The following is a 12,974-nucleotide window of genomic DNA, read 5'->3' as shown; positions in this document are numbered from 1 at the left end:
AACGTGAGCGTCCCGGCCGGGCGATATCGGCTTTTCGGTGACTCAGAACCGGCTGTCGTGGCGGGCTTCGGCCCAGGCCCGGTCCCACGCCGCGGAGTGGAAGCGGCCCACCGCGAACCGCGCGATTCCGTACAACCCCGCCAGGGACCCGGTGATCGCGACCCACAGCAGGATCGCCGCGAAGACTCCGTCCGCCGCCGAAGTGGCCGGCGAGAGCGGCTCGTTCGCCAGCTCGCCGCGCTGGTCCAGCCACACCGGCACGTGCGTGCCCGCCGAGCTGCCCGCGTCGGCGAGGACGTCGCCCGTGTGGCGGGCGCCGCGGGCGTCGAACCAGGCGGCCTGGACCGTCGTCCGGTCGGCCGGGGCTCCCGCGCCGTCGGTGCTGTAGGGCTGGTTGGGCGCCGCGGCCAGGGACACCGCCGTCGCCGGGTGCCGGGTCGTGCGTTCCTGCTCGGCGCGGGCGGTCTGCGACGCGTAGGTGTCGGACCCGAACGCCGCCGCGAACGGCAGCGCCAGCAGCGCGCCGGCGAAGACCAGCGCCAGCAGCGCGGCCTCGACGCGGTCGCCGAACCTGGTCAGCGGATTGCGGCCGGGGTGCAACCGGCGCCGGAACCGGGCGATCCGTCCGCTGGGCCCACGCATGCGCGACACACTCCTCCCGGAAACACTGCAACTGGGTAACAGTGTGCGCTCTAAGGCTCGCCTTTCTCTCGTGAATGGGATGGGGCCCACCTGTGAAACCCTGCACAACCACCCGGTCGCCCTAACTCGCCGCGATCGCCGACCACAACGCGTGAGCGATCTCCGGGCCGCAGACGTCGTCGTGACCGCGCACGAACCGGTCGGCCGGCAAGTTGTGCGGGACGCCCGGACGCCAACGGTATGTCCCGCTCACCGGTAACAGCTCGGCGGTGACGGCTTCGGGCGTCCGCTGCGCGCCGTGGCGGCCGATGCCGCCGTAGGAGCCGCCCACCAGCGTTTCCGCGATCGAGTAGGGGACGTCGGCAGCGGCGTCGTGGACGGTGTGCGTGATCAGGATCGGCCCGGTCACGACGTGCTCGTCGAGGACGGAGCGGAATTCACCGGGCTGCCCGTCGCCCCGGTCCGCAGCGAAGCCGTACTGCGAGACCATCGCCTGCAGCAACGTCACCGTGGCCGTTGAACCGGCCGGACGCGCGTTCGCCGCCGCCGTCACCACCCGGCCGCCGAAACCGTGTCCGGCGAGGTGGATCCGCAGGCCCGGCCGGGCGAGCGCGCCGAGCAGCGGAGCGAGGCCGTGCTCCCCCACCGTGCTCGCGCGGGCCTTGAGCTCGTAGTGCACCAAGTAGTCGAGCAGCCGCTCGGCCGCCGGTTTCGCGAGCCGGTCCATGACCGTGCCGCCGGGCAGGGAGAACAGCTGCGCCGACGCGTCTTCGTGGTCTTCGGCACCTCGGGTGGCCACGGAGAGCACGGCGGCGGCGAACGCCGTGCGCGCGGTCGCGCGGGCCGTCAGCGCCGGCACGAGGTCGGCGGCCGCGTCGATGGTGAGCCGTTCCCCGGGCCGGAGGTCCCGCAGCCGGTCCAGCCGCTCCGCGAGGTCGGCGCCGGGCGACTCGGGGGACGGCCACCGGACGCAGGCGAGCGCGACCCGGCGGCCGGGCACGTCGTCGCGTACCGAGCGCAGGGACTTGGCGAGCGCGGCGCAGAGCCGGTGACTCCAGCCGTGGCAGAGCACGAGCAGATCGGTGGCTTCGACGGCGATCGCCCGCACGCCCACACCCCGGTCGCCGACGAGCTCGCCCGCCCGGCCGAACTCGACTTCGGCGGCCGGGAAACCGCACAGCTGCACGGTGGTCCTCCTCGGGCGACGACTCCCCGGGAAGTCGCCCGCGGCGCGGCGGCCGTTACGTCAGAGCCAGTCGTCGGGACGCGGCCAGGGCATCAGCGCCGCGAGCGCGTCGCGGGCCGGCTCGGTGACCGCGTACCGGCCCCGGTGGAACAGCAGCGGCCGGGCGTCCGACGGCGTGCCGAGCGCCGTCACCCGGCCGATCACGACGTAGTGGTCGCCCGCCTCGTGCACGGCTTCCAGTTCGCAGTCGATCCAGGTGAGCGCGCCGTCGAGCAGCGGGGCCCCGGACGGCGCGGGCGTCCAGCCGACCCGCGCGAACTTGTCCTCACCACGGGCCCCGAACACCGCGCTGACCTCCTGCTGGTCCTCGGCCAGGACGTTGACCGCGAACCGGCCCGCCGCGGCGAGCACCGGCCAGGTCCGCGACGTGCGGGCCGGGCAGAACAGCACCAGCGGCGGGTCGAGCGACAGGGCGGCGAACGACTGGCAGGCGAACCCGGCGAGGGTGTCGCCGTCCCGGCCGGTGACCACGGTGACGCCCGTGCAGAAGTGCCCGAGGACGCTGCGGAACCCGGCCTGGTCGACCACCACCGAAGTCATGCGCCGGGCGGCCGTGCACCGACCGAGAAGTCGTGGCCCCACAGGGACACCGCGGTGCTCTCGCGGGCGATCCAGTTGTCGTCGTCGACCTGGCGGCCTTCGCAGCCGAACTCGACGTCGAAACCGCCGGGGGTCTTCATGTAGAACGACAGCATCAGGTCGTTGACGTGCCGGCCGAGCGTGGCCGACATCGGCACCTTCCGCCGGATCGCGCGGTCGAGGCACAGGCCGACGTCGTCGGTGTTCTCCACCTCGACCATCAGGTGCACGATCCCGCTCGGCGTCGGCATCGGCAGGAACGCCAGGCTGTGGTGGCGGGGGTTGCAGCCGAAGAACCGCAGCCACGCGGGCGGGCCGTCGGCGGGCCGGCCGAGCATCTGCGGCGGCAGGCGCATCGAGTCGCGCAGCCGGAAGCCGAGGACGTCACGGTAGAACCGCAGCGACGCTTCGTCGTCCTTTGTGGACAAGACGACGTGGCCGAGACCCTGCTCGCCGGTGACGAACGTGTGGCCGTACGGGCTCACGACGCGCCGGTGCTGCAGCGCGACGCCGTGGAACACCTCCTGGGTGTTGCCGGACGGGTCCTCGAAGCTGATCAGCTCGTCGACGCGGCGGTCGGCCAGCTCGTCCGGAGTGCCCTCCTTGTACGGCACCGCGGCACCGTCCAACCGCGACCGGAGCTCGGCGAGCTCGCCCGCGTTCGCGACCTCCCAGCCGGTGACGACCAGCCGGTCCGCGGACCCGGGCGAGATGACCAGCCGCGCGGGAAAGTCGTCCATGCGCAGGTAAAGCGCTTCGGAGTTGGTGCCCTTGCCTTCGACCATGCCGAGCACCTTGAGCCCGTACTCGCGCCACGCGGCCATGTCGGTGGCTTCGATGCGGAGGTAGCCCAGTGACCGGATGCCCATCAGGAACTCCCGAGGAAGTCGAGGGCCAGCCGGTTGAACTCGTCGAACTTCTCCAGCTGGGCCCAGTGCCCGCAGCCGCCGAACACGTGCAGCTGCGCGCGCGGAATCGTCTTGAGCGCCACGAGTGCCCCGTCGAGGGGGTTGACGCGGTCCTCGCGGCCCCAGATCAGGAGCACGCGCTGGCGGAGGCGGTGGGCTTCGCGCCAGAGCATGCCTTCTTCGTAGGTGTCAGGCTGGGCGAAGGACATCCCCATCGCCCGCATCGCGGCCAGGGACTCCGGCGTGTTCGCCGCGGCGAAGCGGTCGTCGATCAGCTCGTCGGTGATCAGCCCCTGGTCGTGGACCATGATGCGCAGGAAGGCTTCCATGCGTTCCCGGCTGGGTTTCGCGGCGAACTTGCCGAGGTTCTTGACGCCTTCGGTGGGGTCGGGCGCGAAGACGTTGACGCTCAGCCCGCCGGGTCCCATGAGCACCAGCCGCCCGGCCCGCTTCCCGTGGTTCAAGGCGAGCCGGACCGCGGCCCCGCCCCCCAGGGAGTTGCCGATGAAATGGGCGCGCTCGACGCCGAGGGCGTCCATCAGGCCGACGACGGCGTCCGCGCTGTGGCGGAAGTACTGCGGGTGCTCGGCCGGCTTGTCCGAGCGCCCGAAGCCGGGCTGGTCGACGGCGATCGTGCGGTAGTGCTTGGCGAACTCCGGCAGGTTGCGCCCGAAGTTGCTCCACGCCGACGCGCCGGGCCCGCCGCCGTGCAGCAGGATCACGGTCTCGGCGTGTTCGGCGCCGGCTTCGTGGTAGTGCAGCTTCAGCGAGCCCGCCTGGACGTACTTCCCTTCCGGACCGGCCATCAGTACATCGCGTTCTCGACGGGGAGCCCGAAGACCCCGGTGCCGAACATGACGTACGCGCGCTCGGCGTCGTTGGCCGCGTGGACCCGGCCGGCGTGCGCGTCGCGCCAGAAGCGCTGGATCGGCGTGCCGCGCTGGATCGCGCGGCCGCCGGAGTTCTCGAAGAGCCGGTCGATCGCGGAGATCGCGCGTTCGGTGCCGCGCACCTGGTCACGCCGGACACGCAGGCGCAGGTCGGACGGCAGCCGTTCCTCGCGCTTGGCCAGTTCGTAGAGCTCGTCGATGTTGCGCGTCAGCTGCAGCCACGCGGCGTCGATCTCGCTGGCGGCTTCGGCTATCCGCACCTTGGCGAACGGGTCCTCTTTGGACTGCTCGCCGGCGTACGCGGCCCGCACGCGCTTGCGCTGGTGCTCGACGTGCGCGTCGTAGGCACCCTGCGCCATGCCGATGATGGGTGCCGTGATCGTGCTGGGGTGCACCGAACCGTAGGGCAGCCGGTACAGCGGCCCGGGGTTGACGGCCTGGCCGGGCACCTTGCACTTGGACGTCGCGATGAAGCTCAGCGCGCGGTGCTGCGGGATGAAGACGTCCTCGACGACGATGTCGTTCGAGCCGGTGCCACGCAGGCCGACGGTGTCCCAGACGTCCACGATGGTGTAGTCCGCGATGGGCAGGAGATACGTGCAGAAGTCGACCGGCTTGCCGCCGGAGAACGCGGGTCCCCCGAGCAGCACCCACGTGCAGTGACCGGAGCCGGAGGAGAAGCTCCAGCGGCCCGACAGCCGGTAGCCGCCTTCGACGACCTCCGCCTTGCCCATCGGGGCGTACGACGAGGAGATCCGCACGTCCTCGTCCTCGCCCCAGACCTCCTGCTGGGCCTGCGCGTCGAACAGCGCCACGTGCCACGGGTGGACGCCGAGGATGGAGGCGACCCAGCCGGTGGACCCGCACGCGCTCGCGATCAGCTTCACCGCGGTGTAGAAGCTCACCGGGTCGGCTTCGAAGCCGCCGTAGGGCTTCGGTTGCAGCAGCTTGAAGAACCCGGTCTCCTGCAGGGCCTTGACGGACTCCTCGGGGACGTTTCGCGCGTCCTCGGTGTCCTGGGCCCGTTCCCGCAGGACCGGCAGGAGGTCCCGGACCCCGGCGATCACCTGCTCGCTCATGCGCAGTCCTCTCTCGTTTCGCTACCACCGAAGACTAGAACACGTTCTCGTTTTTGTCGAGAACGCCCTGCGCCAGAGCGCTGTTGATCCCCGCCCTGCGGCCGGAAAACACGCAGTCGGCCAGCGAGAGCCCGCTGACGTAGGACCTGGAACAGATTCCCACGGCGGTGCGGCCGGCGGCGTACAGCCCGGCGATCGGCTCCCCCGCCGTGCTCCGCACCGCGCCGGTGTCCTCGTCGACGACCAAGCCGCCGAGGGTGAGCATCGGCGTGGGGTAACCGAGGTTGGGCCGTACCGAGATGTCGATGAGCGAGAACGGCGGGTGCTCCAGCCGCCGCCGGAACTCGGCGGGCTTGCCCATCGGGTCTTCGTCGCCGTGGTACGCCTCGACGCTCGCCCGCAGGCCCTCGGCGTCGACCCCGGCTTTGCGCGCCACCTCGTCCAGCGTGGAGCCGAGCACGCGGCCGCGGCGCAGCAGGTACCGCAGCTGAAGCCATTGGAACCACTGGCTTTGCTTCCGGCCGTCCCGGCGGGCCTCCGCCACGATCGAGGCGTCGACGAGCAGCCAGCCCTTGCTGCCGTGCTCCTCGATGAGCTTCTCGCCGACCGCGGCACCGTACCGCGACTCGTCGATGACCCGCTTCCCCTCGGCGTCGACGATGATCCCGCCGAGGAACGCGCTGGGCGGCGTGACGAACCGCCACGCGGAGATCCGGCCCAGCTCGCCGGTCGCACCGCCGGCCTCGACGCCCATCCGGATACCCGAGCCGTCGTCGGCGGACGTGCCGAGAGGGAGCCCGCCGCGGTACCGCGGCGCGTGCTCGCGCACCATCTCACGGTCGGCGATGAACCCGCCCGCGGCGAGGACGACCCCGCGCCGGGCGGAAATCCGCAGCTCACGGCCGTGACTGCGCTCGAAGCGCTCGACCCGGCGGTGCAGCGACTTGCGCAACGCGGGCACGTAGATGCCCGGCTTCGCGGCGTACTGCGCGAAGCGCTGGTGCCGGGCCCGCACCCACGCGGGCGCGTCGCCGAGCGAGTCGGCGACGAGGCCGGTGACGCGCCCTTCGCCGTCGCGGACCAGGGCCCGCGCGGTGGTCTGCGTCAGCACGCGGATGCCGCGCTTGCGGACAGCCTCCTCGAGGCGCGCCATCAGCATCTTCCCCGAGGTCCCAGGCCCCTTGACGCGGTGGCCGCGCGGAGCCGGTTCCGCCGCGTCGCGGAAGCCGCCGGCGGCTTCGCTGCCGGAGTAGTAGAGGTAGTGCTCGTCGCTCGGGTACGACGTCTTGTACGGGCAGAGACTGCCTTCGAACGGCACGCCGTTGGTCTCCAGCCAGGTGATCATCTCGCGGCTGCCCTCGCAGAACCGCATCAACGTCTTCTCGGACACGACGTCGCCGGCCTCGAGCCGCAGGTAGGCGTACATCGCGTCGACGGAGTCGTCGACACCCGCGTCGAGCTGCTGGCGCGTGCCGCCGCCCGCGTAGACGACGCCACCGCTGACCGCGCTGGCGCCCCCACCGGCGAAGCGTTCGACGATGACGACGTCCGCGCCCGCGTCGGCCGCTTCCAGGGCGGCACAGGCGCCGGCCGCCCCGAACCCCACGATCACCACGTCCGCGACGAGTTCGTCCATGGTCACCACCCTAGAACTGGAACACGTTCTCGTCTATGGTGGCCGAAAGCGACTCTCAACTGGATACTCTTCTTGTGGAACACGTTACCGATATGGCCGAAAAGCAGGCGGACACGGACCGGCGGCTACCCGCTCACGGGCAGCCTTTCCGCCGTGGCTGTCGGCCGGATCGGTAACCATGGATACAGCAGGTGAGGTGGCATGAGCGAGCAGTTCGACGTCGTCGTCGTCGGCAGTGGCGCCGCCGGGATGACCGCCGCGCTGGCCGCGGCCAAAGCCGGTCTGAGCGTCGTTGTCCTCGAGAAGGCGGCCCGCTTCGGCGGCTCGACCGCTCGCTCCGGCGGCGGGGTCTGGCTGCCGGGCAACCACGCGCTGCGCGCCGCCGGGATCGACGAACCACCCGAACGGGCCCGCGAGTACCTGGCCTCGATCGTCGGTGACGTCGTCCCGGCCGTCCGGCGCGACACGTTCCTCGACCACGGTCCCGAGGTGCTGAAGTTCGTCTGCGACCACACGCCGCTGAAGTTCCGCTGGGTCCGCGACTACAGCGACTACCACCCCGAAGCCCCGGGCGGACGCCCCGGTGGCCGGTCGGTCGAGCCGATGGCCTTCGACGGCAAGCTGCTCGGCGACGACCTGGCCCACCTCGAACCGCCGTACAGCGCTCCCCCGCTCGGCGTGCCCATCACCCAGGCGGACTACCGCTGGCTGAGCCTGCTGGCCCGGCACCCGCGCGGCGCCGTCCGGGTGCTGTCGCTCGGCGCCCAGTGGCTGGCCGGGAAGCTGCGCGGGCAGCGGCTGCTGAGCATGGGGCAAGCGCTTGCGGCCGGCCTGCGGGTGGGCCTGACCAGGGCGGGCGTCGACGTCCGGCTGAACACCCCGCTGGTCGACCTGCACCTCGAGGACGACCGCGTCACCGGCGTCGTCACCGCGACGGGAGTCGTCCGAGCCCGGCGGGGCGTGATCCTGGCCAGCGGCGGGTTCGAGCAGAACCTCGAGATGCGCGAGAAGTACCAGCGCGCGCCGATCGGCACCGACTGGACCGTCGGCGCGGCCGCCAACACCGGCGACGGCATCACCGCCGGCCTCAAGCTGGGTGCGGCCCTCGACCTGATGGACGACGCCTGGTGGGGCCCGTCGCTGCCGCTCACCGGCGGTCCCTGGTTCGCGCTGGCCGAACGCTCGCGGCCGCGCTGCATCATGGTCGACGCCCGCGGCGAGCGGTTCGTCAACGAGTCGGCGCCCTACGTCGAAGCCGTGCACGCGATGTACGGCGAAGGTGACGGGCCGGGCGAGCACATCCCGACCTGGCTCGTGTTCGACCAGCGCTACAAGGACCGGTACATGTTCACCGGCGTCGGGCCGCGCCAGCCGCTGCCCGGGCGCTGGTTCAAGGCCGGGATCGCGGTGAAGTCCGGCTCACTGGCCGGGCTGGCCACGAAGATGGACGTCCCGCCGGACGGTCTGCAAGCGACCGTCGAGCGCTTCAACGGCTTCGCCCGCAACGGCGTCGACGAAGACTTCCAGCGCGGCGTCAGCAAGTACGACCACTACTACGGCGACCCGCGCAACAAACCCAACCCCAGCCTCGGCCCGCTCGACAAGGCGCCCTACTACGCGGTGAAGATCGTGCCGGGCGACCTGGGGACCAAAGGCGGCCTGCGCACCGACGAGCACGCGCAGGTCCTGCGCGAAGACGGCTCCGCCGTGCCGGGCCTCTACGCCGCGGGCAACGTCAGCGCGGCCGTGATGGGCCGGACGTACGCCGGGCCGGGCGCGACCATCGGTCCCGCCATGGTGTTCGGCTACCTTGCGGCGACGCGGCTGGCGCACGAAGATCAGGGGACCACGGGAGGCGAGCGATGACGCAGGAGTCCGTACGCACCATCTACGCCGGTGAGCCGCCGACCCGCTACGCGCGCGGCTGGCACTGTCTCGGCCTGGCGAAGAACTTCCGCGACGGGAAACCCCACGCGGTCACGGCGTTCGGCACGAAGCTGGTGGTGTTCGCCGACTCTCACGGAGAGCTGAACGTCCTCGACGGCTACTGCCGGCACATGGGCGGCGACCTCACCCAGGGCACCGTCAAGGGCGACGAGGTCGCGTGCCCGTTCCACGACTGGCGCTGGAACGGCAAGGGCAAGTGCGTCTCGATCCCCTACGCCAAGCGGGTTCCGCTGCGCGCGCGGACGCGGTCGTGGACGGCGTCGGAGCAGAACGGCCAGCTCATGGTCTGGCACGACCCGGAAGGCAACCCGCCGCCGGAGGAACTGGCGATCCCGCACATCGAAGCCGCCGACAGCTCCGAGTGGAGCAACTGGACGTGGGACTCGATCTTCATCGACGGCTCCAACTGCCGCGAGATCATCGACAACGTCGTCGACATGGCGCACTTCTTCTACATCCACTACGCCTACCCGACGTACTTCAAGAACGTCTTCGAAGGCCACATCGCGACGCAGTACCTCAACACCAAGGGCCGCCCGGACATGGGCATGGCGTCCAACTACGGCGGCGAGGACAACCTGCTGCGGTCGGAGGCGTCGTACTTCGGGCCGTCCTACATGATCAACAAGCTGGTGAACTCGTTCCAGGGCTACGAGATCGAAAGCGTGCTCATCAACTGCCACTACCCCGTGACGCCGACGTCGTTCGTGCTGCAGTACGGGATGAAGGTCAAGAAGCAGAACGGGCTGACCGACGAGCACGCGGACAAGATCGCGGCGAAGCTCGCCAAGGGCATCGGCGCCGGGTTCCTGCAGGACGTCGAGATCTGGAAGCACAAGACGCAGATCGACAACCCGCTGCTGTGCGAAGAGGACGGTCCGGTCTACCAGCTTCGCCGCTGGTACCAGCAGTTCTACGTCGACGTCGCCGACGTCACCGAGGACATGACCCGGCGGTTCGAGTTCGAAGTGGACACTTCGAAGGCCAACGAGGCGTGGGCGGCCGAGGTGGCGGAGAACCTGGCCCGCCAGAAGACCGAGGCGGAAGTGTGACCACCGCCGAGACCGCCGAGTTCCTGTCGGGCGGGCTGCGGCCGCACGAGTGCCGCAGCTGCGGGACGTGCGTGCTCGTGAAGAAGAACAGCATCCAGCACACGAGCATCCAGTGGACGTCCTCACCGGCGGAGACGTGCCCGGTGTTCGCCGACGCGGACGGGCCGTCGGCGCTGCTCGACACGTGCCCGAAGCTGGCGGACAGCATCGGCGACGCGGTGCGCGACGGCACGCTGGCGGTGGCCGATGGCTGAGCGGGTCTACACGCTGACGGTCGCCGACGTCGTCGTCGAAACGCCGGACGCGCGGTCGGTGGTGTTCGAGATCCCGGCCGAGCACGCCGAGGCGTTCCGGTATTCCGCCGGCCAGTTCCTGACGGTGAAGATCCCCAGCGACCGGACCGGTTCGGTCGCCCGGTGCTACTCGCTGTCGAGCGCGCCGCACGAGAACCGCGTGCAGGTGACGGTCAAGCGCACCGACGGCGGGTACGGGTCGAGCTGGGTCTGCTCGTCGCTTCGCCCGGGGATGACCGTGGACGTCCTGGCGCCCGCGGGGGTGTTCTGCCCGGCGTCGGTGGACGAGGACTTCCTGCTGTTCGCCGGCGGCAGCGGGATCACGCCGGTGATGGCGATCCTGAAGACGGCGCTGGAGCAGGGCTCCGGCCGGGTCGTGCTGGTCTACGCGAACCGCGACGAAAGCTCGGTGATCTTCGCGAGCGAGCTGGCGTCGCTGGCGAAGCGCTACGGAGACCGCCTGGTCGTCGTGCACTGGCTGGAGAGCGTGCAGGGGCTGCCGGACGTCTCGCAGCTGCGCGGGCTGGCCACGGCGTACACGTCTCACGAGGCCTTCCTGTGCGGGCCGGCGCCGTTCATGGCGGCCGCGCGCGAGGCGCTCGGCCAGCTCGGCGTGCCGCGGGACCGGGTGCACGTCGAGAAGTTCACGTCGCTGACGGGCAACCCGTTCGAAGAAGTCCCCGTCGAGGAGGAGCCGGCGTCGGACGAGGCGCCGGCGTCGCTGACCGTTTCGCTGGACGGCGACACGCGCTCGATGGCCTGGCCGCGGCGGCGGAAGCTGCTCGACCACCTGCTGGAGGCGGGGATGGACGCGCCGTACTCGTGCCGCGAGGGACAATGCAGTGCGTGTGCGTGCCGGGTCGTGTCGGGTGAGGTGAAGATGCTGCACAACGAGGTCCTGGACGCCGAGGACATCGCGGACGGCATCGTGCTGGCCTGCCAGTCGCTGCCGGTCACCGACGACGTCTCGATCAGCTACGAATAGGAGTTTCCGCGTGCCCATCGATCCCGCGGTCGCCATCGGCGCCGAGATCGGCGAGGTGAACTTCGCCTGGACGTCGTCGGACGTGCTGCTCTACCACCTGGCGCTGGGGGCCGGCCCCGAGGAGCTGCGCTACACCTATGAGCAGGACTTGGTGGTGCTGCCGACGTTCGCGACGGTCGCGGCGAACCTGCGGGTCTTCGAGCCGCCGGCGCTGTCGTTCCCGGGCGTGGAGATCGACCTGGCGAAGGTGCTGCACGGCAAGCAGGAGATCACCCTGCACCGGCCGATCCCGACGTCGGGGAAGGCGGTGGCCCGCTCGCGGATCGCGGACGTGTACGACAAGGGCAAGGCCGCGGTGGTGATCCAGGAGGTTTCGGTCACGTCGTCGTCAGGGGATCCACTGTGGACGGCCCGGTCGAGCATCTTCGCCCGCGGTGAAGGGGGTTTCGGCGGCTCGCGGGGTCCGTCGGATCGCATCGAGTGGCCTTCGCACGAGCCGGACTTCGTTTTCGAGACGCCGACGCTGCCGCAGCAGGCGCTGCTGTACCGGCTGTGCGGCGACCGCAACCCGCTGCACGCGGACCCGGCGTTCGCCGCGGCGGCCGGGTTCCCGAAGCCGATCCTGCACGGGCTGTGCACGTACGGGATCGTGGCGCGGGTGCTGGTGAACGAGTTCCTGGACGGCGACCCGGCGCGGGTGGCGTCGTTCGCGACGAAGTTCGCCGGTGTCGTGTTCCCGGGCGAGACGCTGCGGATCCGGGTGTGGCGCTCGTCCGACCGGCTGCTCGTGACGACGACGGCGGTGGAGCGCGACGACGCGCCGGTGCTGGCGGACACGGTGCTGGTGCCCACTTCGTGAGAGTGTCCCGGCGGTCGCCCGCTAACGTGGAGGGGTGACTTCGGAATACTTCGTGGTGCGGGGCACGGTCGAGCCGGGCGACCAGCGGGGCCGGGAGCTGGGCTTTCCCACGGCCAACATCGCACTGGGCGACCAGGCGGGCTCCGTGGGCGACGGGGTGTGGGCGGGCTGGGTGGGCCGGGCCGACGGTTCGCGCGTCCCGGCGGCGATCTCGGTCGGCCGCCGCCCGACGTACTACGGAGCGGACGGCTACCGGCTGCTGGAGGCCCACCTGCTGGACTTCACGGGCGACCTGTACGGCGAGACGCTGGTGGTGTGGCTGGGGTCCCACCTGCGCGACCAGCAGGCGTACGCCTCGGCGGAGGACCTGATCACAGCGCTGAAGAGCGACATCGCGGCGGCCGCCCAGTGGACGGCCGCCCACCCGGCGGCCTCGCTGCCGGCCGCCGGCGAAAGCCCCCTGGGCGAGGTCCGCCGAGTCGAAGGCTGAGAGCGCCGAGCCTCCACTCGGCGCGATGCCCCTCCAAACACACACGATGCCCCTCCAAACACACGCGATACCCCTCCAAACACACGCGATACCCCTCCAAACACACGCGATACCCCTCCAAACACACGCGATACCCCTCCAGACACACGCGATACCCCTCAGCGCACGCGAGATCCGCGCCGGATCACGCGAGTTCCGGCCCTGATCACACGAGTTCCGGGCGCTCACCATCCGAACTCCGGCGGACCGCGGGCTGGCGAGCGCGGCCTCTCACCCGGCCGGGCGTGGGGGGGGGGGGGGGGGGGGGGGGAGGTGGGGGGGGGGGGGGGGGGGGGGGGGGGGGGGGGGGGAAAAAAAAAGAGGGGCGA

At 71.1% G+C, this 12,974-nt stretch carries 13 protein-coding genes; 6 read left to right on the top strand and 7 right to left on the bottom strand.

Features of this window, described 5'->3' with window-relative positions; genetic code table 11:
• Nucleotides 1–42: 42 nt before the first annotated feature.
• From ACZ4TR_RS25035 to ACZ4TR_RS25005, 7 genes are all read right to left on the bottom strand, one after another.
• Nucleotides 43–642 (bottom strand): Rv1733c family protein, encoded by a 600-nt coding sequence (locus ACZ4TR_RS25035; RefSeq protein WP_465289260.1) that lies wholly within the window; start codon nucleotides 640–642, stop codon nucleotides 43–45.
• A 121-nt stretch (nucleotides 643–763) separates the two neighbouring features.
• Entirely contained in the window at nucleotides 764–1,828 is a 1,065-nt protein-coding gene (locus ACZ4TR_RS25030) for a hypothetical protein (RefSeq protein ID WP_465289259.1), read from the bottom strand.
• Between the two features lie 60 nt (nucleotides 1,829–1,888).
• The gene (hsaB, locus tag ACZ4TR_RS25025; protein WP_465289258.1) at nucleotides 1,889–2,428 is read right to left on the bottom strand and encodes a 3-hydroxy-9,10-secoandrosta-1,3,5(10)-triene-9,17-dione monooxygenase reductase subunit; all 540 of its coding nucleotides are present in this window, start codon (nucleotides 2,426–2,428) and stop codon (nucleotides 1,889–1,891) included.
• Nucleotides 2,425–3,336 (bottom strand): iron-dependent extradiol dioxygenase HsaC, encoded by a 912-nt coding sequence (gene hsaC / locus ACZ4TR_RS25020; protein WP_465289257.1) that lies wholly within the window; start codon nucleotides 3,334–3,336, stop codon nucleotides 2,425–2,427. Before hsaC ends, hsaB begins: the two co-directional genes overlap by 4 nt.
• Nucleotides 3,336–4,181, bottom strand: coding sequence for a 4,5:9,10-diseco-3-hydroxy-5,9,17-trioxoandrosta-1(10),2-diene-4-oate hydrolase (gene hsaD, locus ACZ4TR_RS25015; protein ID WP_465289256.1), 846 nt, complete (start codon nucleotides 4,179–4,181; stop codon nucleotides 3,336–3,338). Before hsaD ends, hsaC begins: the two co-directional genes overlap by 1 nt.
• On the bottom strand, nucleotides 4,181–5,344 hold the full coding sequence (gene hsaA / locus ACZ4TR_RS25010) for a 3-hydroxy-9,10-secoandrosta-1,3,5(10)-triene-9,17-dione monooxygenase oxygenase subunit (RefSeq protein WP_364522368.1): 1,164 nt from the start codon (nucleotides 5,342–5,344) through the stop codon (nucleotides 4,181–4,183). The genes hsaD and hsaA overlap by 1 nt, the downstream gene beginning before the upstream one ends.
• Before the next feature lie 34 nt (nucleotides 5,345–5,378).
• Nucleotides 5,379–6,980 carry an FAD-binding protein gene (locus tag ACZ4TR_RS25005; protein WP_465289255.1) on the bottom strand — a complete coding sequence of 534 codons (1,602 nt, stop codon included), beginning with the start codon at nucleotides 6,978–6,980 and terminating at the stop codon, nucleotides 5,379–5,381.
• A 201-nt stretch (nucleotides 6,981–7,181) separates the two neighbouring features.
• Between ACZ4TR_RS25005 and kstD the strand changes: the two genes are divergently transcribed.
• Genes kstD through ACZ4TR_RS24975 form a run of 6 tightly spaced genes read left to right on the top strand, consistent with a single transcriptional unit; the run spans nucleotide 7,182 to nucleotide 12,606 of the window.
• On the top strand, nucleotides 7,182–8,846 hold the full coding sequence (gene kstD, locus ACZ4TR_RS25000; RefSeq protein ID WP_465289254.1) for a 3-oxosteroid 1-dehydrogenase: 1,665 nt from the start codon (nucleotides 7,182–7,184) through the stop codon (nucleotides 8,844–8,846).
• Nucleotides 8,843–9,979: a Rieske 2Fe-2S domain-containing protein gene (locus tag ACZ4TR_RS24995; RefSeq protein WP_465289253.1), complete on the top strand. Its 1,137-nt coding sequence runs from the start codon at nucleotides 8,843–8,845 to the stop codon at nucleotides 9,977–9,979. Before kstD ends, ACZ4TR_RS24995 begins: the two co-directional genes overlap by 4 nt.
• On the top strand, nucleotides 9,976–10,233 hold the full coding sequence (locus tag ACZ4TR_RS24990; RefSeq protein WP_364522360.1) for a hypothetical protein: 258 nt from the start codon (nucleotides 9,976–9,978) through the stop codon (nucleotides 10,231–10,233). Before ACZ4TR_RS24995 ends, ACZ4TR_RS24990 begins: the two co-directional genes overlap by 4 nt.
• Nucleotides 10,226–11,257: a 2Fe-2S iron-sulfur cluster-binding protein gene (locus ACZ4TR_RS24985; protein WP_465289252.1), complete on the top strand. Its 1,032-nt coding sequence runs from the start codon at nucleotides 10,226–10,228 to the stop codon at nucleotides 11,255–11,257. The genes ACZ4TR_RS24990 and ACZ4TR_RS24985 overlap by 8 nt, the downstream gene beginning before the upstream one ends.
• A 10-nt stretch (nucleotides 11,258–11,267) precedes the next feature.
• A complete protein-coding gene (locus ACZ4TR_RS24980; protein WP_465289251.1) occupies nucleotides 11,268–12,116 on the top strand; it encodes a MaoC/PaaZ C-terminal domain-containing protein in 849 nt (282 codons plus the stop codon).
• Between the two features lie 34 nt (nucleotides 12,117–12,150).
• A complete protein-coding gene (locus ACZ4TR_RS24975) occupies nucleotides 12,151–12,606 on the top strand; it encodes a riboflavin kinase (RefSeq protein WP_465289250.1) in 456 nt (151 codons plus the stop codon).
• Nucleotides 12,607–12,974: the final 368 nt, after the last annotated feature.

The sequence above is a fragment of the Amycolatopsis sp. NPDC028719 genome, from assembly GCF_055565395.1.
This window is presented reverse-complemented; position numbering and strand designations above follow the sequence as displayed.

Coding starts and splice junctions, on each gene's coding strand:
- ACZ4TR_RS25035 (WP_465289260.1), bottom strand. CDS start 642: ATGCGTGGGCCCAGCGGACGGATCGCCCGGTTCCGGCGCCGGTTGCAC.
- hsaB (WP_465289258.1), bottom strand. CDS start 2,428: ATGACTTCGGTGGTGGTCGACCAGGCCGGGTTCCGCAGCGTCCTCGGG.
- hsaC (WP_465289257.1), bottom strand. CDS start 3,336: ATGGGCATCCGGTCACTGGGCTACCTCCGCATCGAAGCCACCGACATG.
- hsaD (WP_465289256.1), bottom strand. CDS start 4,181: ATGGCCGGTCCGGAAGGGAAGTACGTCCAGGCGGGCTCGCTGAAGCTG.
- hsaA (WP_364522368.1), bottom strand. CDS start 5,344: ATGAGCGAGCAGGTGATCGCCGGGGTCCGGGACCTCCTGCCGGTCCTG.
- ACZ4TR_RS25005 (WP_465289255.1), bottom strand. CDS start 6,980: ATGGACGAACTCGTCGCGGACGTGGTGATCGTGGGGTTCGGGGCGGCC.
- kstD (WP_465289254.1), top strand. CDS start 7,182: ATGAGCGAGCAGTTCGACGTCGTCGTCGTCGGCAGTGGCGCCGCCGGG.
- ACZ4TR_RS24995 (WP_465289253.1), top strand. CDS start 8,843: ATGACGCAGGAGTCCGTACGCACCATCTACGCCGGTGAGCCGCCGACC.
- ACZ4TR_RS24985 (WP_465289252.1), top strand. CDS start 10,226: ATGGCTGAGCGGGTCTACACGCTGACGGTCGCCGACGTCGTCGTCGAA.